The organism is Paenibacillus pasadenensis (assembly GCF_023715725.1).
In the GTDB taxonomy this organism is placed as follows: Bacteria; Bacillota; Bacilli; order Paenibacillales; family Paenibacillaceae; genus Paenibacillus_O; species Paenibacillus_O pasadenensis_A.
On sequence record NZ_JAMBOT010000004.1, the window covers coordinates 348,819 to 368,662 of the forward strand.

Annotated in this window: 19 protein-coding genes and 5 tRNA genes; 5 read left to right on the plus strand and 19 right to left on the minus strand. The window is 55.0% G+C overall.

Features of this window, described 5'->3' with window-relative positions; genetic code table 11:
* Positions 1-230: 230 nt before the first annotated feature.
* Positions 231-1,304, minus strand: coding sequence for a M42 family metallopeptidase (locus tag M3223_RS13010; protein ID WP_251562044.1), 1,074 nt, complete (start codon positions 1,302-1,304; stop codon positions 231-233).
* Positions 1,305-2,259: 955 nt separating this feature from the next.
* Positions 2,260-2,703, minus strand: a complete 444-nt coding sequence (locus M3223_RS13015) for a VOC family protein (RefSeq protein ID WP_251562046.1) — start codon at positions 2,701-2,703, stop codon at positions 2,260-2,262.
* 116 nt (positions 2,704-2,819) lie between these two features.
* Here M3223_RS13015 and M3223_RS24505 point away from each other — a divergent pair, with 116 nt between their 5' ends.
* Complete coding sequence (locus M3223_RS24505; protein ID WP_251562048.1) at positions 2,820-3,755, plus strand: helix-turn-helix transcriptional regulator; 936 nt, start codon at positions 2,820-2,822, stop codon at positions 3,753-3,755.
* Between the two features lie 53 nt (positions 3,756-3,808).
* Here the strand turns inward: M3223_RS24505 and M3223_RS13025 are convergent.
* The 6 genes from M3223_RS13025 to M3223_RS13050 all read right to left on the minus strand — a co-directional run bounded on the left by M3223_RS13025 (position 3,809) and on the right by M3223_RS13050 (position 4,921).
* Positions 3,809-3,894 (minus strand) — tRNA-Leu (locus M3223_RS13025).
* A 21-nt stretch (positions 3,895-3,915) separates the two neighbouring features.
* Positions 3,916-3,991 (minus strand) — tRNA-Lys (locus tag M3223_RS13030).
* A 13-nt stretch (positions 3,992-4,004) separates the two neighbouring features.
* Positions 4,005-4,079 (minus strand) — tRNA-Glu (locus tag M3223_RS13035).
* Between the two features lie 155 nt (positions 4,080-4,234).
* Positions 4,235-4,325 (minus strand) — tRNA-Ser (locus M3223_RS13040).
* A 4-nt stretch (positions 4,326-4,329) separates the two neighbouring features.
* Positions 4,330-4,405: transfer RNA gene (locus M3223_RS13045), tRNA-Asn, on the minus strand.
* Between the two features lie 36 nt (positions 4,406-4,441).
* Complete coding sequence (locus M3223_RS13050; RefSeq protein WP_251562050.1) at positions 4,442-4,921, minus strand: SprT family protein; 480 nt, start codon at positions 4,919-4,921, stop codon at positions 4,442-4,444.
* 96 nt (positions 4,922-5,017) lie between these two features.
* Here M3223_RS13050 and M3223_RS13055 point away from each other — a divergent pair, with 96 nt between their 5' ends.
* Both M3223_RS13055 and cmpA read left to right on the plus strand, forming a co-directional pair.
* Positions 5,018-5,371 carry a hydrolase/acyltransferase gene (locus tag M3223_RS13055; RefSeq protein WP_251562051.1) on the plus strand — a complete coding sequence of 118 codons (354 nt, stop codon included), beginning with the start codon at positions 5,018-5,020 and terminating at the stop codon, positions 5,369-5,371.
* Positions 5,372-5,476: 105 nt separating this feature from the next.
* A complete protein-coding gene (gene cmpA, locus M3223_RS13060) occupies positions 5,477-5,623 on the plus strand; it encodes a cortex morphogenetic protein CmpA (RefSeq protein ID WP_251562053.1) in 147 nt (48 codons plus the stop codon).
* 134 nt (positions 5,624-5,757) lie between these two features.
* On the opposite strand, the gene M3223_RS13065 is transcribed toward cmpA, so the two are convergent.
* The 4 genes from M3223_RS13065 to M3223_RS13080 form a co-directional block, all read right to left on the minus strand.
* Positions 5,758-7,986 carry a Tex family protein gene (locus M3223_RS13065; protein WP_251562055.1) on the minus strand — a complete coding sequence of 743 codons (2,229 nt, stop codon included), beginning with the start codon at positions 7,984-7,986 and terminating at the stop codon, positions 5,758-5,760.
* A gap of 82 nt (positions 7,987-8,068) precedes the next feature.
* Positions 8,069-8,704, minus strand: coding sequence for an MBL fold metallo-hydrolase (locus M3223_RS13070; protein ID WP_251562057.1), 636 nt, complete (start codon positions 8,702-8,704; stop codon positions 8,069-8,071).
* An 8-nt stretch (positions 8,705-8,712) separates the two neighbouring features.
* The gene (locus M3223_RS13075) at positions 8,713-9,279 is read right to left on the minus strand and encodes a thioredoxin family protein (RefSeq protein ID WP_251562059.1); all 567 of its coding nucleotides are present in this window, start codon (positions 9,277-9,279) and stop codon (positions 8,713-8,715) included.
* Positions 9,280-9,411: 132 nt separating this feature from the next.
* Positions 9,412-10,020, minus strand: coding sequence for a DedA family protein (locus tag M3223_RS13080; RefSeq protein ID WP_251562060.1), 609 nt, complete (start codon positions 10,018-10,020; stop codon positions 9,412-9,414).
* A 222-nt stretch (positions 10,021-10,242) separates the two neighbouring features.
* On the opposite strand from M3223_RS13080, the gene M3223_RS13085 reads away from it, so the two are divergent.
* The gene (locus M3223_RS13085; protein WP_251562062.1) at positions 10,243-10,707 is read left to right on the plus strand and encodes a cupredoxin domain-containing protein; all 465 of its coding nucleotides are present in this window, start codon (positions 10,243-10,245) and stop codon (positions 10,705-10,707) included.
* 218 nt (positions 10,708-10,925) lie between these two features.
* Complete coding sequence (locus M3223_RS13090; protein WP_251562064.1) at positions 10,926-11,249, plus strand: dehydrogenase; 324 nt, start codon at positions 10,926-10,928, stop codon at positions 11,247-11,249.
* On the opposite strand, the gene M3223_RS13095 is transcribed toward M3223_RS13090, so the two are convergent.
* The 7 genes from M3223_RS13095 to M3223_RS13125 all read right to left on the minus strand — a co-directional run bounded on the left by M3223_RS13095 (position 11,170) and on the right by M3223_RS13125 (position 19,825).
* Positions 11,170-12,879 carry an O-antigen ligase family protein gene (locus M3223_RS13095; protein WP_251562066.1) on the minus strand — a complete coding sequence of 570 codons (1,710 nt, stop codon included), beginning with the start codon at positions 12,877-12,879 and terminating at the stop codon, positions 11,170-11,172. The genes M3223_RS13090 and M3223_RS13095 overlap by 80 nt on opposite strands.
* A gap of 150 nt (positions 12,880-13,029) precedes the next feature.
* The gene (locus M3223_RS13100) at positions 13,030-13,935 is read right to left on the minus strand and encodes a hypothetical protein (protein WP_251562068.1); all 906 of its coding nucleotides are present in this window, start codon (positions 13,933-13,935) and stop codon (positions 13,030-13,032) included.
* A gap of 30 nt (positions 13,936-13,965) precedes the next feature.
* The gene (locus M3223_RS13105; RefSeq protein ID WP_251562070.1) at positions 13,966-15,048 is read right to left on the minus strand and encodes an HD-GYP domain-containing protein; all 1,083 of its coding nucleotides are present in this window, start codon (positions 15,046-15,048) and stop codon (positions 13,966-13,968) included.
* A gap of 156 nt (positions 15,049-15,204) precedes the next feature.
* Complete coding sequence (locus tag M3223_RS13110) at positions 15,205-16,893, minus strand: histidine kinase N-terminal 7TM domain-containing diguanylate cyclase (RefSeq protein ID WP_251562072.1); 1,689 nt, start codon at positions 16,891-16,893, stop codon at positions 15,205-15,207.
* Between the two features lie 123 nt (positions 16,894-17,016).
* Complete coding sequence (locus M3223_RS13115; protein WP_251562074.1) at positions 17,017-18,207, minus strand: class I SAM-dependent methyltransferase; 1,191 nt, start codon at positions 18,205-18,207, stop codon at positions 17,017-17,019.
* A gap of 68 nt (positions 18,208-18,275) precedes the next feature.
* A complete protein-coding gene (locus M3223_RS13120; RefSeq protein WP_251562076.1) occupies positions 18,276-18,950 on the minus strand; it encodes a DUF6483 family protein in 675 nt (224 codons plus the stop codon).
* Between the two features lie 38 nt (positions 18,951-18,988).
* Positions 18,989-19,825, minus strand: coding sequence for an alpha/beta fold hydrolase (locus tag M3223_RS13125; RefSeq protein WP_251562078.1), 837 nt, complete (start codon positions 19,823-19,825; stop codon positions 18,989-18,991).
* Positions 19,826-19,844: the final 19 nt, after the last annotated feature.

Genomic DNA, 19,844 nt, shown 5'->3' on the forward strand with positions numbered 1-19,844 from the left:
CCCTAATACATTATCACTAAAAATACCATAACTTTTTGATTAATTTACATGTTTTTGTTGCAACGCTTTAACGCAACATATGATTAACACGTTAAATTAACATTGCAATTATTTTTCTATAGTTATCCTATAAGTCCCATCAAAGCCCAAAAACTTGAAACCAGAGGCTCATGGAATTTCCTCTTTTCTCATCAAAAAAGACCCCGCTGTACGGGGTCTAAAGTCTGACTCTATGATTTGGACAAAATCGTCTCGAAGGTGCTCCGGTCGATGCTGCGAATCAGAGTGAACAGCAGCTCCTTCGCGGCATCGTAATCGTCGATATGCATAATCGCAGCCGCCGTATGGATGTATCGCGCCGGCAGCCCGATAACTGCCGACGGCACACCGATCCCGGACAGATGAACCTGGCCCGCATCCGTGCCTCCCTGCGAAAAATAATACTGATAGCGGATGCCGCGATCCTCGGCGGTATCCCGGATCAGCTCCACCAGCCCGCGATGCGTAATCATCCCGGGATCCTGCACACGCAGCAGCGCGCCTTTGCCAAGCTGTCCCATGGCGTTTTTGTCCCCGGTTGCGTCTGCCGCAGGGCTTGCATCCAGCGCCAGGAACAGGTCCGGCTGAACAAGGTTGGCCGCCGTCCGCGCTCCGCGCAGGCCTACCTCCTCCTGCACCGTTGCGCCGGCGTAAACGACGTTAGGGTGCCCGCCGCCCTTCAGCTCCTTGGCCAGCTCCAGCGCCAGGCCGACTCCGTAGCGGTTGTCCCAAGCTTTCGCCATAATCTTTTTCGGATTGGACATAACGGTGAACGGACATACAGGCACGATGGCCTGCCCAGGCCGGATGCCCATTGCAATCGCGTCTTCACGGCTATCGGCGCCGACGTCCAGATACATCGTTTTGATTTCAACAACTTTGCTGCGGGCGGCATCGTCCAGCAGATGGGGTGGCGTCGAGCCGATTACGCCGATGACCGGGCCGTTGTCCGTCTCGACCTCCATACGCTGGGCCAGCATCGTCTGCGCGTTCCAGCCTCCAAGCGTAACAAACTTCAGCATCCCGCTTTCCGTAATGGAGGTGACCATCAGCCCGACCTCATCCATATGTCCCGCCACTAAAATGCGCGGTCCTTCTTCGCTGCCGCGAAATACGCCAAATACACTTCCTAAACGGTCATATACAAGCTCATCGGTGCTTTTTTTCAGCTCCGCTTCTACGAATTGCCGCAGCTCCCGCTCCTGCCCCGGAACGGCTCTCATTTCCGTAATCGTACGGAAAAGCTCCATCGTTTCCTGATTCATCTGCTACCTCCTGCTTTGTCGATTGAACGAATACAGTATACTACATCTCGCTGGTGAAGACCGCTGCGCCGCATGCAAAACCTAATTCTCGTGTGATACCCGCTGCGCCGCATGCAAAACCTAATTCTCGTGTGATACCCGCTGCGCCGCATGCAAAACCTAATTCCCGTATGATACCCGCTGCGCCAAAGGTCGGCCCTCCGATAGCTGTTGACCTCAGATTTCCCTGAATTTAACCTCCCAGAGGTGGAAATCCGACGTCAAAGGCGAACGCTGCCGCTTCTACAGGCTCAACCTTTGGCTTCGCTTTTCACCGGAGTTCTAGATAGCGTCGCCTGGCCCAACCTTAGCTTTGCTCTCATGCACCGGAGTTCTAAATGGCATAAGCCGGGCCAAAGCTTAGCTTCGCTCTGTGTACAAATTCTAACTAGTGTCAATGGCGGCTCGCCTCTTTGCTTCACTTCAATACGAACGCCTAAACGCTCAAACACTGGCTTCGCTTGTCTTACTTTGAAATTCTAGCGCAACTGTAAAGGCTTATTCGAGAGTTTTGGCCCTATTCTGAAACGTAACACAACTAAGACATCTTATTTCATCACTTTGGAAGTTTTTGGACCCGTAAACCACCTAAATAACGCTTGTCAGTTGCATTAGATTCCCAAAACGGCGAATAAAGGCCAAATAACGCTCCTCAGTTGCGTTAGTCGGCCAATACTTCTCCTCCGGCAAAGAGTCGCCCTCCTGCCCTTTTCGGGTAGGATACGCACACGAACGAGCGTGCTGCTGCCATCCTGCCTGCTTTCTATGCTTACACCTTAAGCAGCACCGTAATGAGCCGGATGAGCTCATGCACATTGCGGATGCCGTACCTCCGCCGCGCCTGCTACAGCGGTGCACTGATTGATCCGACAAACAACAAAAAACCAGCCCGTGACGGACTGGTTGGAGATTTTTGCTATAATTTTTGAGCGATGTCCCAAACATACCCAAAAGGGTCTCTCAAGCGGGCTCTTAAATCTTGCCAAAACGTTTCCTCAGGCTCCATCAGAACTACTGCCCCTGCACGCGTCATTTTATCAAAAAGCCCTTTAACGTCATCGACATAGAGGTAGAAAATAAACGGTGGAGTTTGACCCGTGGATGAAGGAGCAAGAATGTCCGTGTCAAAATGCTCCTTGTAAATCGTAATATTGGTTCCCCGATATCTGATTCTGGCAAAAAACAGATTACCATCATCATTTTCACCTTCAAAAATGCAGACCATATCCATGGCCTGAGTATAAAAATCAACAGCACTTTCGACATCAGAAACGATGATTCCAGTGGTAAGCCAATTAAGTCCCGGCCAAGGATGGGGGCGGTTGTCCACATTTTCAAACCAGCTCTGATTTCTTTTCATTGAAGCTGCTCCTTCCTCTTTCACGGTATTCTGCCTCTCGACACTGTTAATATACCAAGCAAACCTTGACAACAGATTGTCAGTGTTTATAATTTCTTAGAAAAGGAGGAGAAACGGTGAAAACAGAGCGCTTATTTGCCATTGTAATGGTTTTATTAGGGGAAGGACGGGTGAGCGCCCCGGAGTTAGCTAAACGCTTTGAAGTGTCTGTACGGACCATCTATCGGGATTTGGATTCACTCGCGCAAGCAGGCATTCCCATCACCGCGGAAACAGGCCGAAACGGCGGCATTCAAATCATGGAAAACTACAAATTAAACAACCGTTTTTTCAGCAGCTCGGAACTAGCTTCACTGTTAATTGCCCTTCAGAGCTTAACTGTGGCGAATGCACCTGTTTCCATTCAGCATACAGTCGAAAAATTAAAGTCCCTCATCCCTGCTGCGCATTCCGATAACATCGAGCGCAAGCTTCAGCAAATTATCATTGATTATGCGCCTTGGATAAGCTCAGGGTATCCATTAACCTCTGCGCATATTGCTGTAAATACGGCTATGGAGCAGCAGCGATTAATAACGATAAGCTACGAAAATAGATTAGGCCGGTTTTCTGAGCGCACTCTCGAGCCGCATCGTTTAATGTTCAAAGAAAACAGCTGGTACTTATTCGCTTTCTGCCGTGAAAAAGAGGGGTTCCGTTTTTTTAAGTTAAGCCGAATTCAATCCGCAAGCTTATTGAATGGAACCTTTGAATTCCGGAAAGTACCTGATCATCTCCTTGAGAAACCGTTTTCGGAAACAAAATTAATTCCGGTTCAGCTGCGCATTCATCGCTCCATAAAATCAATCATTGCGGAGCGACTCAACGATTATGCGCTTTTAGAGACACAGGATGAATATTTAATTGTAGAATTCCCTTTTATGCCTGATTCTTATGGGTATAAATTTCTTTTAGGCTTAGGAAAGGATTGTGAATGCCTGGCTCCAGAACATGTACGCCAAGAAGTATGTCAACAAATTCGATCCATGCTTCATTTATATGAACCAAAATAACCTAATAAAAACAAAAAAAATCCCGCCTCAGCGGGATATGTCAGTTAAAATTATGGTGCGGTAGAGAGGACTCGAACCTCCACGGGCGTACGCCCACTACCCCCTCAAGATAGCGTGTCTGCCATTCCACCACTACCGCACGTTTTGCAGCAATAAAAACTGGTGAGCCATGAAGGACTCGAACCTTCGACACCCTGATTAAAAGTCAGGTGCTCTACCAACTGAGCTAATGGCTCTTGAGGAAAAAATTGGTGACCCGTAGGGGATTCGAACCCCTGTTACCTCCGTGAAAGGGAGGTGTCTTAACCCCTTGACCAACGGGCCATGATAGCTTGTCCAGAAGGACATTTCTCAAAGCAACATGAATGATCTTATCACAGGAACCGAATCATTGCAAGCACTTTTTTGAAGCTTTTGTCGAAGCCAAGATCCGGACAAAGAAAAAAGACCATTAAGGTCTCTTCTTCTTAAAAAGAAGATGGCGGAGAGAGAGGGATTCGAACCCTCGCACCACTTACGCAGTCTAACCCCTTAGCAGAGGGTCCCCTTGAGCCACTTGGGTATCTCTCCATACTGGCTCCCCGAACAGGACTCGAACCTGTGACAACTCGATTAACAGTCGAGTGCTCTACCAACTGAGCTATCAGGGAATAGTCAGTAAAACAAGTCTGACAAGGAATAATTTATCATGACCGACCGGCGGTGTCAAGCGCATACAACGTTAATTTACCGCGGCAGCGACCGCATACATAACGTGACGGATCCACCTTCCGCTTGCGCGGATATTCCATGCGGCAAGAGCCGCAAACAAGCTTGAAGCGGACCGGCAGCGGCCTTCTCGCTTTTTTGTCCGGAAGCGGCCGGCAGTAGCGCGATCCGCCCGATTGGGCCAGCCACTGTTTAAAGTCCGCATCGCGGTGACGGTATCCCCGCCCCAGCAAATGCAGGTGATAATGACAAAGCTCGTGCTTGATAATTTTCTCCGTTTCTTCTGCTCCGTATGCCTCAAGCTGTTTGGCGCTAATCTCGATATGATGGGATTTCATAAAATAACGTCCGCCGGTCGACGACAGCCTGCGGTTGAACGCGGCCCTGTGCCGGAACGGCAGCCCAAAAGTCTCCAGCGATACTTTTTCCACCCAGGCCTGCAGCTCTTTATCCTCCATGGCCGGCCCCCCTTTCCCCTTGAATTGTAAAGGCATCCTGGGCTACACTGTCAAGTAGACAACCGACCGATTGCGAGAGGAGCACGATGTTTCGCCATGCCTACAATGAAATATGTCCTGTTTCAGCACGGGCCGCAGCTGAGCCTTGTTGAAATGCCCGATTCCCACGCTTACCAGCTGTCTGCGCTTAACCTGCGCCTTCACAAAGAGCTGGACAAACTGACGGCTGAGCATGTGCCGCCGCTGGCGCGCTGCATAGCCGAGTTCTCTCCGGCCGAGCTTCACGAGCGCGGACTGGATGTTAAGAGCGGACTCGATTATCTTAACGAGCTGGAGGAAGCGTTCAAATCCATCCAGGAAAAATCATATCCGCTTATCTCGCTGCTCACTGAGATCCGCGCTCTGCAAGCGCAGCTGGAGCAGTGGTACGAGGAAGAATACGAGGGTTAACATTACCGGCCGCCCTACGCCAGCCTAACCTGCTGGACCTGCACGCTGAGCCTATGCCCTCCATATGCTGTTGAAACGATTCCACAGCAGAGGAGGATGGTTGTTATGCCTCAATGGCTGAGCAATCAACTAAAACGCGCATTCCAGCAAAAGGACCTCCGGCAGGTTCGACTGCTGAACGATTGCTGGTTTTATTACCGGAATAAACAGCAGGCGAATCAGGAAACCCAGTCTGCCGGGCAAGAAATTTGAGCCCTACAGACGGAAGGCTCCGCCGAAGGCAGCAATTCTTTGGGAGCCTTATCCATAATTCCCCCTCACCAAAAAACAAGAGGACGTCCCGACTGCAGCCGGGGCGTCCTCTTGTTCTGTACGCAGCGATTTTTTTATTGGCTCGCGGAAGGCTGGCGCATCGTCAGGCCGACCCGGCCTTTTTTGAGATCAACGTTAAGCACCCATACGGTTACGACATCGCCAACGGAGACAACGTCCATCGGATGTTTGACGAACCGGTTGCTAAGCTGCGAAATGTGCACCAAACCGTCGTTTTTGATGCCGATGTCGACAAAAGCGCCAAAATCGATCACGTTGCGCACCGTTCCCTGCAGCTCCATGCCCGGCTGAAGATCTTCAATCGCCAGCACATCCTGATGGAACACGGGCGCCGCCAGCTCCTCGCGCGGATCGCGTCCCGGACGCATAAGGCTCTCTACGATATCGCGCAGTGTCGGCTCTCCGACGCCAATCGCGGCTGCCAGCGCGGCAATATCGGCAGAAGCAAGCTGTTCACGAGCCGAATCGCTGCCGATGGATTCAAGACCAATTTTCAGCTCACGGAAAAGCTTGTCCACAAACCCGTAAGACTCCGGGTGAATCGGCGTCCGGTCCAACGGATTAGCCGCTTCCGGAATCCGGATGAAGCCGATGCACTGCTCATATGTTTTGGCGCCGAGACGAGGCACCTTCTGCAGCTCCTTGCGGGAAGCGAAGCTCCCGGTTTCATCGCGGTGTTTAACGATGTTTTTAGCCGTCGTTGCGTTAATGCCCGCCACATAGGAAAGCAGCGAAGCTGATGCGGTATTGACGTCAACGCCGACATGGTTAACCGCAGACTCCACGACGCCGCCAAGCGTCTCGCCGAGCCGCTTCTGGCTGACATCATGCTGATATTGGCCGACTCCGATGGCCTTCGGCTCGATTTTGACCAGCTCCGCAAGCGGGTCCTGCAGCCTGCGGGCAATCGATACCGCGCTGCGCTCCGCAACATCCAGCGACGGGAATTCCTCCTGCGCAAGCTTTGAGGCCGAATAAACGCTCGCTCCCGCCTCATTGACGATAATGTATTTCAAGCCGTCGCCGCGCTTGCGAATCAAATCAGCAATAAAACTTTCCGTCTCACGCGAAGCGGTGCCGTTGCCGATGACGATCAACGTCACCTTGTACTTGTCTAACAGGCCGCCGATAATTCGCTCCGCCTCAGCCACCTTGTTATTTGGCGGCGTTGGATACGAAACGGCAACCTCCAGCAGTTTGCCTGTCGCGTCGACGACGGCCAGCTTACAGCCGGTCCGGAACGCAGGGTCAACGCCAAGCACGACATGGCCGCGGACCGGAGGCTGCAGCAGCAGGCTGCGCAAATTCGCGGAGAAAATGCCGATTGCATGCTCCTCGGCCTTCTCTGTCATCTCTGCGCGCACCTCGCGCTCAATCGATGGGGCAATCAACCGTTTGTAAGCATCCTCAATGACTGCGTTCAAGGTATCCTTGATGGCTTGCGCCGTCCCTTGGCGGAGCGTATGGCGGCTAATATAGTCGTGAATCCGCTCAGCAGGAATGTCCAGCGCGACGCGCAGCACCTCTTCGCGCTCTCCCCGATTCATCGCCAATGTGCGGTGCGGCGGCAGCTTGCGCAGCGGCTCACGGTAGTCATAATACATTTCGTAAACGGATTCCGCGCCCGCCTGACGGACCTCGGAACGAATGCTGCCTTGATCAGCCGTAAACTTACGGACCCAGGCCCGGATGCGCGCATCGTCAGCTAATCCTTCTGCGACGATATCCATAGCCCCCTGCAGCGCCTCTTCGGCAGTAGTTACGCCCAGCTCTTCGTTTATATAGCGGCGCGCCTCCGTTAAAGGCTCACCCTGTCTAGGCTGGGAAAGCAGCCAATTGGCCAGCGGCTCCAAGCCCCGCTCGCGGGCGACGGAGGCCCGGGTTTTGCGCTTTTGGCGGTAGGGGCGGTACAGATCCTCGACCTCCTGCAGCTTTACAGCCGCAACAACCGCTTGTTCCAGCTCCGGGGTAAGCTTGCCCTGCTCGCCGATCAGCCGGAGCACCTCGCGCTTGCGCTCTTCCAAATTGCGGCGGTAAGCCAGCCTTTCCTCGATAGAGCGAAGCTCGTTCTCGTCCAGCTCACCGGTCATTTCCTTCCGGTAGCGGGCAATAAACGGAATCGTATTGCCCTCGTCAAGCAGGCCTACCGCCGACTTCACCTTGCTGTGGGGCAAGCCAAGCTCCGCGGCGATGCCTTTCACGATCCGCTCCTGCTCCGCCGCCTTCTGCTCCGGCGTTAACGCCGCAGCGACGTTTTCCTCCTGCATGATGCTTTTGTCCATCGTTCCACTTCCTCCCGTCAATCCGTGCAAAAAGAGACGCTTCCTTCCGCCGTTCATTCGGCAAAAGGAAGCGGAGAAACGGCTAGCCCAGACGAACGTAAGGGTTGTTCGCCATCTCATAGCCAATGGTTGTCTTGGGCCCATGCCCGTTATATACCGTAACCTCAGGGTCAAGCCGGTACAGCTTGCCCCGGATGGAATTGTACAGATCGGCTTCACGCCCGCCAGGAAGGTCGGTCCGTCCGATTGACTGCCGGAACAGCACATCGCCGGAGAACAGATTATTGCCGTGCAGGAAGCTGACGCTGCCGGGACTGTGGCCCGGCGTATGCATCACCAGAAATTCAAACCCGGCCAGCTGCAGCCGCTGCCCTTCCGCCAGCGCGTATTCAGCGGGTTCCGTCGTCAGCGGAGGCGTCATATGGCTCCAGCGAAGCGAGCCGTTGAGCGCCGGATCCGTGAGCCAGTCCGCCTCCAGATCATGAATGTAAACGGGGCAGCCGGCCGTTTTGCGCACCTCGTCCACGCCGCCCATATGATCGAGATGGGCATGCGTAAGCAGGATCGCCTGCAGCTTGATGCCCTCTTTTGCAATCCGGTTCAGCAGCGGCTTCGGATTCATGCCGGGATCGATGACGACAGCCTCGTTCGTCTCTTCGTTGACGAGCAAGTAACAGTTGGTCTGAATGGGACCAAGCACAAACGACTCTATTCTCATCGCGCTCATCAGAACTGGGAAATGAGCTCGCGCAGCTCGCGGACGATGACGGCTTGATATTCCGTGCCTTCGCCGTAGCGGCGGCCCATTTCCTGGCGCACCTGCGACAGCTTGTCCTGGTAGTCAGGCGCTTCGCGGTCGGGATTTTCCAGCTTAAATGCCGTCATCGCCTCTTGGACATGCTTCGGACGAGGGCCCCACGTTCCGAGCACATGACCGCCCGTATCTGCAACGATGACAACCGGAACGGCGCGGCCGCCCATCGTCAGGAACTCGTCCATCGTATCCAGATGCTCCTCCATAACGAGCACCTCCACCGGCACGCCGCTGTTTTCCAGCGCACGGAAGACGACCGGAATATTGCGCACGACGTCGCCGCACCATTCCGCCATCAAAATAAGCACCCGCAGATCGTCCCGGTTGTTCAGCTGCTCAAAAAACTCGCGGTCCTCGTCGCTCGCCCACTGGAACTTCTCTCCCCAGCTGTCGAACGCCTCCTGATTTTTCGTCATGCCTTCGCGAAATTGACGGGGGGAAATACCTTTATTCAGCTTATTTGCTACGCTGCGCGCCATTAAATACCACTCCCTGCTCAAAATGTAATTGGTTACGATTTAAATGGGGACGCCGTACATTCTCCTGTCTGTATCCTATGAGACCTTTGTCCACGTTCCTCCATTGTAACAAATGACGAGGACTCGTCTCAATTAAACTGTTTTACCGCGCGAGCGCAGCTGTTTGAACAGCACATAACCGATGAGTACAGCAAGCGCTACAATGACCGCCGGAATGGTATACGGGGCGGCTGTCTCTTTGATCTGTCCCCAATTGCTGCCGAGACTTTGTCCAATCGACACAAAAAGAATCGACCATGGCAGCGAGGCGATCGCGGTTAACATCGTGAACCGTCCCAGCGGCATGCGCGCGATGCCGGCGGGAATGGAGATGGCCTGCCGCATTACCGGCACAAAACGGGCCGTGAACACGATGCCGGAGCCGTACCGCTGGAACCAGCTCTCGGCCATATCCATATGTTTTGGTTTGAGCTTGAGGTATTTGCCGTATCTGTCCAGAAACGGCCTCCCGCCATACAGCCCGATCCCATAAAGAATCCACTGCTGGACCACAGCGCCGATCGTGCCGCAAACGACCGCTCCCCAGAACGTCATGCTGCCTCCTGAAACCATATAACCGGCATAACCTAGCACAATTTCGCTCGGAATCACTTCCATGGCAAGTCCAAGAATGATGCCAAAATAACCTAGCTGCTCGACGATGCCGAGCAAATAATCCGCCAAATCATGCAGCAGCTGCATTTACTCTCCACTCCTTCTCTTTATCCGCTCTTATAATATTCAACGGTATTCTAGCATGGATCTGGGAAGACATGCCAGATGAGAATGTTGTCCAAAGCTGGCATGGAAGGACAACTCCCCGCATAAAAATAGGACAGCGATACAAGCCATGCGGCGCTGCCGTCTCGGCGGCTTCCGCCGATTTTGAGAATAGGCTTCGATACGGACGAGGAGGGAAACGTTATGAGAGCAATCATTATTACAAAGCGGCAGCTGAGGGTTACCGGGCTTGCCGTTGCTATTGCGGTACTCGCTTTTGCCTGCTGGCAGCTCTATCCTTGGAACGCTTCAGAGGCTCCCGTCTCTGCAGCGTTGCAGCAGCCAGACGGCGGGCATGTGTATGAGATGGTCACCGGCGAATTCAGTTCAACGACGCGCGGCGGCGAGGAGCTTGAGGTGTACCAGTGGAGTCCGAGCTCGCTGACCGTGCCGAAAGGTGTAAAGGTCACGCTGCGCATTACCGGCGTTAATGGAGAATCCCACCCTTTTACAATTAAAGGACTTGGCGTTAATGGCGAGGTGAAAAAGGGCGAAACGACCGAAGTCAGCTTCACCGCTGCCAAAGCCGGCACCTACCCTATTGAATGCCAAATTCATACCGATCTGAAGCATAACGGTCCGATGGTCGGATATATCACGGTGCATTAACAGGCAAGCCCGAACCTGTGCAGCGCATAATCCATAAGCCCCCTTTCCATGCGGCAGCGGCCGGCAGGACGGGGGCTTATTTGCGCTTATTTTGAACTAATTCTATTGGAACGAAGCCGCGCATTGAGCCTGGCATGCCAGCTGAACAGGATGTTTCATGCGCTGCACACCGCAGGCCGCCCGGCATATACATGTGGAGAGCGAAAGGAGTGGGCTTTATGAACGGCAGCCAGAACCCGTCTTCCAAAAAGCATCAGCCAAACCTCCCCACCGTCCGCAAAATCCGGCGCGCCTGCAGCAATGAGCTGTATCGGACCGTCAAACGCCTCAAAACGTTTATTTCCAAGGAAAAAGTTGAGGAAGCGGAAAAGCTTTATACGAAAAAAGTGTGTTTAAGCATTGTTTTTGTACATGAAAACCATGACAACCGCAAAAAGCTTTGTGATTGGTGGGACGAAAACGTCAGCGCCGAAATCGCGGAGCTGTGGGAAGTTGATCCGGAGCGACTGCGTCAAGCATTTCGGGATGCGTTCGGCGGCTGAACCGGGGAGACGCCTCCCCGGTTTTTGACTGCTCTGCGGTCATCTCAAGCCCTGAGCCTGCAGCAGCAAGCACAAACAGCAGCAGCCAAAAGATGCCGAAGCACATGTCCACGTCTATCGCAGCGTGCAGAAGCAGAACAAACGGCGGCAGCATGCCCAGCCTCGACTTTGCACCGGCCTCTCTCATGAGCAAGACGCCGAGCCCGGCGAGCAGGAGCAGCCCGACCGCTCCGCCGGTCAAAAGCATGTCCAAGTAGCCGTTGTGAATTTCGGTGGAGGCATGCGGCGCCGACGGGAGCGAGCCGCGCAGCAATTCCCAGGCGCGCGCTCCGTAGCCAAGCAGCCAGGAATCCCCGGCTGCATGCCAGCCGTCCTTATACATGCTCAGACGGGACATGCCGGTTGCCAGCGCCTCCTCCTCACCCGGGTTGAACCTGGCGGAGCTCCAGCTGTAGGCAACCGTCCGAAGAGCGGTAAAAGCTAGCAGAATTCCTATAACGCTTTGCATTCTTTTCATGCCAGCGGCAGCGGAGTGTGTGCTGTGAAGTGAAGTCTGGATCAGCAGCACGGCGCTTGATGCGTATAACAGGCCAGCCATGAGAACAGCGGCGATATTCTGCCCCGCTCCATTATCCGCTCCGCCGCCTGCTTCCCAGCTCCAGGCCATCGCCGCAGCGGCAATCGCTCCCGGAAACGTCCAAGCGACCCTGCCTGCCCAGTTCAGCCTGCTCCCTCGGGGCGCAAGCAGCACTCCGCCGGCAGCAGCGGCTAGAAGAACAAGCAGCGCCCCTCTCGACTCCGTCAGCAGCAACACCGTTAAACAGGGGGCGGCAAGCAGTGCGCCGCTGATCCGCAGCAACCGGCTGCGGGAAAGCTGCTGAAGCAGCCATTGCCAGACGAGCAGCGCAGCCGCGATGGCTCCCAACGTATTGCTGTATTGAACATAACCGGCCAGTCTGGCGGCTGCGGAGCTTAAGCGGATATCGCCGGTTCTCAGCATATAGTCCGTACCGCCGATCCATCCCAGCCAGACCGCTAGAGAACTCCCTACGGCATATAGTGTAAAAAGCTGCACACCCCATGCAGCCGCATCACTGGCAGCTGCGGGCAGCTTTTCAGTGCTGCTCCTCCGCCGACCGCTGCCGCTTGCCTGCAACAGCTTTGATTGCATCGCCTGCCAGCCCGCGAGCAGCAGTCCAAAGGAGCCGTAAGCCGCCCAGCGCAAAGCCTCCTGTACGTTTCCTTCCGGCGAGACCGGCTCCGCAAGCAAGCCGGCTGTATACATGAGGGCCAAGCCGAAGCAGCAAAATGCTGCGGCATCCATTGCCCTAAACGGCCGATGCCGGACTAATTCGCCCGGAGCAGAGACTGTTGAGGACAGGCCGCCCATAACGTATATATCCGCTGCATCCAGCCTGGATTCCCGCCGATGCTGCCAGCCTTTTATCACCAGCGTAATGATTCCCAGTACGCCTAACAAAAGCGCAATTCCATCCCCATCCCGATCAAAAAACCAGCCTGCACGGCGGAAAACGGAGGCGAGCAGCACGGCCGCTCCTAGCGCTGCGGCCCCAGCTATGAGGTTATACCTTTTCCATACACCGTTAAACTCCAAACTTGGCTTTTGCAACTTTCGCCCTCCCGTCTTTCCCGCTACAGGCCATTTAGTAAAAGCTTTGCCCGATTGGAATCCTGGTAACCTTTAGGAGCGGCCAAGCCGATCTTTTCTCGCATATAAAAAAAGCCTCTCTCTAGCCGTTACGGCTAAAGAGAGGCCTGCTTATTGACCCGGCTCCGCATCTTCCTGCGCTGTCGCCGTTTCTTCCTCCGGCGTATTACTGCGGCGGGATTGATAATACTGCTTCATCTGTTCATGCAGCACGAACGCCCGCAGCTGACGCGCACCCTCAGCAGTCAAACCGCTCATGCGCGCTCCATAGCTGAGTATGCCGCCTGCATCCTGACGCCACAAAATCTCCAGCGTGCAGCTCAGCTCAAACCCGAGATCCAGCACGGCGCCAACCGTCCCGTGGCAGTTCAGCTCCATGCCGCCGCTTGTGCGGAAACCGACGCCTTCCAGGCTGATATTGGATACCGTAATTTCGGCGCGGGCAGCCTGCTCCCGGCGATTGCGGTCCTCTTCAGCCAGTCCGTTCAAATCGTCCTCATCCATCAGCTTGACCAGCTTTTGCAGCAGCGCTTCGTCCAAACCCTCATGACGGAGCTCGTCCGACCAGCGGTTGCGCAGCAGGTCTGTCTGGCTTGGCTCGTATTTCCAGCGCTGGTCCTCCAGCAACAATCTGCCCGGACAATTGACCTCAACACGCGGATGGACCCTTTTTTCGGTCATGAGCCGGTATCTCTCGTATGGGAAAAGCAGCGCCAGCGATTTGCTTCTGCGCCCAATTACCCGTGTTGGCATCCGGTAGCTGCCGGACGGGGACTCCACCGTCAGCCAGATTGAGTCGCCCAGCTTGAAGCGATCAGGCTGCTCTACCTCCACCTCGATCAAGTCGCCTTCCAGCAATGTCAGCGTGCCGGACGCCGAGCAATGTTCCTGCTCCACAAACGTGCGGCTGCCCAGCAGAAGCGCCGGTATAAGCGTTGTCTCTAATCCTTCGCTCTCTTGAACGGGCAGCTTATCCTCCGCTTCCGTCATTGCGGACGATGAATCAGGCTGCATCATAGTAGATCCTCCCCAATTCTTAATTCCAAGTTATACCTCGCGGATAATCGTAAGATGAAGCTGGTCCCGCAGATCCAACTCGTAGGATTCCGCAGGCATCGACCCGTCAGCTTCGCGAATGATCCGCAGCACCGGCCGATGCACAGCAACCTGGAAGTTGCGCGCAACGACGCCAACCTGTCCGGTATTCAGCAAAACGCTGGTCGATACCGGATACATGGACACATGATTGCAGAACAACCGCACCAGATCCAGATCAAAATAAGTATTGCCGGCCGCAAACAAAAACTCAATCGCTTCCGAAGGAGAATACCGCTTGCGGTAAGGCCGATACGAGGTTAAGGCGTCAAACACATCCGCAATGCCGATGATCTGAGCATACTCATGAATCTCGTTCCGGCAGATGCCGCGCGGGTAACCGCTTCCGTCATAACGCTCATGGTGCTGCAGCGCGCAATGAGCGGACAGCAGCGACAAATCATGCTCTTTACGCAGCAGGTCGTAGCCGTCCGTCGTATGCCGCTGCATGATTTCTCTTTCTTGCGGTGTTAAAGGCCCTTTTTTGTTCAACAGCTCGCGCGGTACTTTAGTCATGCCGATGTCGAATAGCAGCGCTCCGATGCCTAGTTCCTCCAGCTGGTTGCGGTTGTAACCTTTAGCAATGCCGATAATACCTGCCAGCACCGCCACATTGACCGAATGATGGAACAGATATGAGTCATGCGTATGCATCTGGCTCAGCCCCGCAAATACATCCTCCCGCGTCATCACATCGTTTAAAATGTCATTAAACACCGTGCGGAATGTTCGGCCAAGCTCTGGACGCGCCGCCCGGCCCTTCGCCCCAGTCTGGTCCATTTGTGTGGTCATCAGCTTGTGAAGCGCCTCTGCTGCTTTTTTTCTGGTCTCGTCCCGCAGCGTCTCATTCGGCTCGATGCCATCGGTAAGCTCATCCTCGATGTAAACGCTGTCCACGCCAAGATCCATCAGACGCTGAATAAAGCGGTCGCTTAAAGGCATTCCCGTTCCAAGCAGAACATTGCCATCCTCGCGTAAGATCGGTCTTGCCAGCTTTGCGCCGGGAATGATCCGGTCCAATTGTACTTTTCTCATGCTTGGGCTCCACTTTCTAACGTACAGCCCCGCGGGATCGTGACCGTCAGTCCCGACCCTGTAAATGAGCTGATTGTGCAGGATTTGGTTCTATTCTATCAGATGGTTCGGAATCTTGTCATTCCTTTGAGGGGGTCGAATGTCCCTCTTTGCGAATCAGGCCCTCATCCGTCCGACTACGCAGTTCCGCCCGTTGTTTTTGGCTTCGTACAGAGCATTGTCCGCTTCCTGAAACAGATCGCGCAAATAGGACTTCGGTTCCATTACCGTCAGTGGACTTTGGTTCTCTATGGATAATAGGCCCAGGCTGATTGTAATCGAAAGCGTCATCTCCGAATCGCCGATTCGGACCCGGTTGGATTCAACGCCCAGTTTCAGCCGTTCAGCAAGCCGCTCCGCCTGAGCCCGCGTCGTATGCGGCAGATAAACGGTGAATTCCTCCCCGCCGTATCGGGCCAGCACATCCGAGCGCCGCAGCATGTCTTTTACCGCAACCGCCGTTGCAAGCAGCACCTCATCGCCAACCAAATGGCCGTATCTGTCATTGATTCCTTTGAAATGATCGATATCAAAAACGATAATTGCGTACGGAATACGGTAGCGCATATTGGACACGACCTCATGCTCTAACCGCTGCATCAAAAACCTGCGATTGTAACAGCCGGTCAGGCTGTCGGTAGTCGCCAGCTCCTCCAGCTTGAGATTGGCTTTGAACAGCTCGTCCCGGATTTGCACCAGCTCGCGGTTGCGCAGCTGCAAAATTTCGTTCTGGCGATGCTTTTCTTCCACCAGATGCCGGATTTCCGTGACGTCCTGGAATGTGATAACCCGGCCAAGCAGCTCTTTCTCCGGCGTCAGGATCGGCGAGGCCTCCATCTGAACATGGCGGAGCGAGCCGGAAAACGGCCCTTCATCAAGCTCCAGAGCAAGCTCCTGTACAGCCCGGTGGGGCACAATATCGCTATAACGCCGAAGAAAAGGTTCAACGGTATGAGCCGGAAGCTGCCGGGAACGTAAATACGCCCTCATATCGAAACGGTCGCCGCTTCGAACGGACAAATATGACTGCAGAGCATGATTGACCTCCAGCACAGTGCCGTCGGCATCCAACACCATTAATCCGGACGTCATGGAGTTGGCAATATCGCGCTGGGCAATTCTCACAATATCAAATACTCGATATCTTTGAATCGAGATACAGAAATAAAGTGCAGCAACAGCCATGCCGAACGAGGTTAAACCAGCAATATCGGGAAAGCGGTCGTCAAATAGCACATTCAGTAAAATATCCGCTCCGACAAACAGCAAAAACATCAGCTGCCCTTTCAGCGCCATGCTGACTTGGCCGCGGCGCCGGACCGGCATCCCCTCCAGCCGGGAACGGATGATGCAGTTAATTGAAACCAAGAAACATAGGAACAGCTGGGTGAGGAATATCAAAAAGAAGGGGCCAAAATCAAAATCGGCTTCCGTGCCAAACCCTACGAATCGGTGGGAAGGATTCGAGATAATCAACAAAACGGACAGCGCCGTAGGCGCTGCAAGCAGAATCCAGATGCGCCGGGTCAGCAAGTAGGAACGTCCCGTTAAAAAATAGATGAACACCGCCCACCCAAGACCCTGAAGCGATAACGCGGCGAAAGAGAGAGAAAAGAAAAACAGCTGAACCGCAGGCGGTTCAGTCATATGCATAAGAAAATGGGAGACAGGCCACATCAGCATTAAAAAATGAAAGGATAAATAGGCCTTATGGAGACGTGTTATAGGATTGCGGAGAAAAACATAACCAAACAGGCTAAGCATGAAGACCGACAAACTGAAATCAATCCATACCCATGATTCCAAGCTCTTCACCCATCCCTGCGACAGCATCCATTGTCTTCCATTATAGCATAGCAGGCTGACATTGACAGCAGGGAATAGGACAAAGCCGGAGCGGGACACGACGCCCGCTCCAAAGCAGGGCGGTTAAGCTTGCTCCGGCATACGAGCCAGCATTCTTTCCAAAGCGGGGTCCAGGCTTAACGCATCGCGGTAGCGGACGTATTCTTCCCATTTTTGCTGCTCGCGCTGTGTCGGTTTGTTATACCCTTGTCTGCGCACCGCTCGTATAAGCAAATTTTTGGGAGTATGCTCGGGATCGATAAACTCAAGCATCTGCGTTTTGTAGCCGACACTTTCCAGCAGCGCAGCCCGCGCAGCATCCGTAGCGAGCGCTGCAAACCTTTCCTTCAGCAGCCCGTGTCCGAGCAGCGGCGCCAGCTCCTCGTTTTGAATTTGGCGGAACGCCTCATGCTGGCAGCACGGAACTGACAGGATGACGGAGGCCTGCCAGCCGACCGCTTTAGCCAGCGCAGCGTCGGTTGCGGTATCGCAGGCATGCAGCGTTACGACCATATCGGCTTTATCCAGACCGCCGAATTGGCCGATATCCCCGACCTGAAAGCTCAGCCGGTCATACCCGAGCCGGTCGGCAAGCTTCGAACAGAAGGCGATGACGTCCTGCTTGAGATCGAGCCCGATGACACGGATGCTGCGCTTCTGCTCGATCGCCAGCAGATGGTACAGCGCAAACGTAAGATACGATTTGCCGCATCCAAAATCGACAATCGTAATTTCCCTTCCTTGCGGCAGATCGCCTGCGACATCGGTAACCATTTCGAGGAAACGGTTGATCTGGCGGTATTTGTCCTGCTTGTCCGCCTTCACTTTTCCTTCCTGAGTCAAAATGCCCAGCTCCTGCAAAAAGGCGGGCGGTTCTCCCTGCGCCAAAACACGTTTTTTGCTGCGGTCATGAGCAGGCGCCCCTTCCTTCGGCTTTGCCGTCGGCGGTTTGCGCAGCAGGGCGGCTTTGCCTTTTTTGCTCAGCAAAATTTGCAAATCCGCTTCCTCGGTTTTGACCAGCGCCTGGCGGTAACCGCCTTTAAGAAGGCCCGCCATCTTGAGAGCAGCTTCCTCCGGCGGAACATTTTCGTGCAGCACCTTGGTCGGATAATGCAGTTCAAACTGATAGCGCAGCCCCGCCTTCAGCCTCACCGGGCGCACCACCGTACGCGGCGGCAGCTCGCCCCCGCCGGAAGGTCCGCTGAATGTAGCCTGCAGCAGACTGCCCTTCCCGACCGTGTCGGCCAGCTCCTGTTCCCATTGTTCCTGTGCCATGCTGATCCTGCCCCTTTCCTTATTCAGCAACAAGGCCCCATGCCGTCGTCCGGCTTGGGGCCTTTCCGCTAATCCAATCGGTTATTCGCCGACGACGCCAGGCTGGCGCCACCGGATACCCACGGCTCCGCCGCTTCCCGCACTTCGCTGCGGCTTAACCCGCCAGCGGTTAAAGCCGCCTCTTCCAGCGGAAGAAGCCTGCGGTAGAACTCGCCCATTTCAGCCGGCTCAAGCTCTCCGTCCTCCAGCAGCTCATGCCAGAGATCCTCGGCCATCGCATATTCGCCCTGCTCCTCGCGCCAGCAGGCCAGGAGCCGCTTTGTAGCCGGAGGCAGCTCATAGGCCGCAAGGCGGCGAAGCTGCTCTCTTATCGTGTCGTCCGGGCTTGGCTCCGCACCAAGCGAAGAGACGCGCAGCAAAAGATGAAGCGACTTGAGCCGCGACTGGAACGCCAGTCCTTCCCGGCCAGACTCCTCGTGCAAGTCCGCCTCCTCCTTGACCAGCAGCGCCAGCGCGTGCAGCATGGAAGCGTCCGGCACGCCGGAGCGCGACATCATGCGCACCAGATCCTCGTCCGACAGCCCCTTAAGCAGCCGGGCGTTCATCCGAAAATGTTTGTCCAGCAGCTCCTCGATCACCTGCAAAGCCTCTTCCTGCTTACCGGCTTTTTTGAGACCGAGAATCGCCGCTGAAACCTCAGCCATCTGCTCAATCATCCGCATGAAATAATCCCGCTGGAACATTCCATCTCTCCTTCATGCGGCTGTATGGCCGCGCAGCATCAAGCCGTCGTATCGTTCTCCAGCCAGCTCCCGATCAGGGAGGCCAGCTGCTCGGGCTGCTCCAGCATGCTCATATGGCCTGCGCCGTCCAGCACCTCCGCGCGGGTGCGGCTGCCCTTTGCCGCAAACACCTTTGCGGGCGGGATGACGCCGTCCTCGCTGCCCGCCACAAGCAGCAGCGGCAGCTCCAGCGCTTCAAGCACGGCGCTGCGGTCAGGCCGCTGTTTCATGCCCAGCGCGGCAGCGGCTGCATCTGCTGGAGCGGTACCGTAGCCGATCTCCTTGGCCCGGTCCGCCAGCTCAGTGCCGGCGTAGGCAGGAGCGAACAGCTTAGGCACAAGCCCGTCCACAAATGGAACAATTCCATTATCCGCCAAAGCGGCGGCGGCTTTGTCGCGGCCTTCGCGAGCTTCGGGGCTGTCCGGCAGCGGCGTGGAATGAATAAGGCCAAAACCCGCCAGCAGCTCAGGATATTTCTCAGCCAGCGCAAGCGCGGCGTACCCGCCCATCGAATGGCCCATCAGCACGACGGGGCCTGTCTCCAGGCTTTTCAGCAGCTCGGCCACATCTTCCCCAAGCTGCTCCATCGGCAAAATTTGATCCCCTGCGCCCGAAGATTTGCCGTGACCGCGCAAATCTACAGCAATGACCCGGTGCCGGCTCTCCAGCATCGGCAGCAGCTTCTCCCAGTAGGCGGAGCTGCCGCAGAAGCCGTGCAGCAGCACAATAGCCGGCTGCGCAGCAGCAGCTTCCGGACCTCTCCCATTATCGCGGTAGGCCAAATCCGCACCGCCAGGCAGCGTCAACCTGCGGTTCGCCAAAGAACGGTTCGACATGCTCATCATCCTTCCATCT

What these genes read in the sequence shown, in the direction of transcription:
- M3223_RS13100 (WP_251562068.1), bottom strand. Translation starts at nt 13,935, where the DNA reads ATGATGCAGCCTGATTCATCGTCCGCAATGACGGAAGCGGAGGATAAG.
- M3223_RS13115 (WP_251562074.1), bottom strand. Translation starts at nt 18,207, where the DNA reads ATGGCACAGGAACAATGGGAACAGGAGCTGGCCGACACGGTCGGGAAG.
- cmpA (WP_251562053.1), top strand. Translation starts at nt 5,477, where the DNA reads ATGCCTCAATGGCTGAGCAATCAACTAAAACGCGCATTCCAGCAAAAG.
- M3223_RS13070 (WP_251562057.1), bottom strand. Translation starts at nt 8,704, where the DNA reads ATGAGAATAGAGTCGTTTGTGCTTGGTCCCATTCAGACCAACTGTTAC.
- M3223_RS13065 (WP_251562055.1), bottom strand. Translation starts at nt 7,986, where the DNA reads ATGGACAAAAGCATCATGCAGGAGGAAAACGTCGCTGCGGCGTTAACG.
- M3223_RS13055 (WP_251562051.1), top strand. Translation starts at nt 5,018, where the DNA reads ATGCCTACAATGAAATATGTCCTGTTTCAGCACGGGCCGCAGCTGAGC.
- M3223_RS13120 (WP_251562076.1), bottom strand. Translation starts at nt 18,950, where the DNA reads ATGTTCCAGCGGGATTATTTCATGCGGATGATTGAGCAGATGGCTGAG.
- M3223_RS13080 (WP_251562060.1), bottom strand. Translation starts at nt 10,020, where the DNA reads ATGCAGCTGCTGCATGATTTGGCGGATTATTTGCTCGGCATCGTCGAG.
- M3223_RS13015 (WP_251562046.1), bottom strand. Translation starts at nt 2,703, where the DNA reads ATGAAAAGAAATCAGAGCTGGTTTGAAAATGTGGACAACCGCCCCCAT.
- M3223_RS13090 (WP_251562064.1), top strand. Translation starts at nt 10,926, where the DNA reads ATGAACGGCAGCCAGAACCCGTCTTCCAAAAAGCATCAGCCAAACCTC.
- M3223_RS13085 (WP_251562062.1), top strand. Translation starts at nt 10,243, where the DNA reads ATGAGAGCAATCATTATTACAAAGCGGCAGCTGAGGGTTACCGGGCTT.
- M3223_RS13125 (WP_251562078.1), bottom strand. Translation starts at nt 19,825, where the DNA reads ATGTCGAACCGTTCTTTGGCGAACCGCAGGTTGACGCTGCCTGGCGGT.
- M3223_RS13010 (WP_251562044.1), bottom strand. Translation starts at nt 1,304, where the DNA reads ATGAATCAGGAAACGATGGAGCTTTTCCGTACGATTACGGAAATGAGA.
- M3223_RS13105 (WP_251562070.1), bottom strand. Translation starts at nt 15,048, where the DNA reads ATGAGAAAAGTACAATTGGACCGGATCATTCCCGGCGCAAAGCTGGCA.
- M3223_RS13075 (WP_251562059.1), bottom strand. Translation starts at nt 9,279, where the DNA reads ATGGCGCGCAGCGTAGCAAATAAGCTGAATAAAGGTATTTCCCCCCGT.
- M3223_RS13050 (WP_251562050.1), bottom strand. Translation starts at nt 4,921, where the DNA reads ATGGAGGATAAAGAGCTGCAGGCCTGGGTGGAAAAAGTATCGCTGGAG.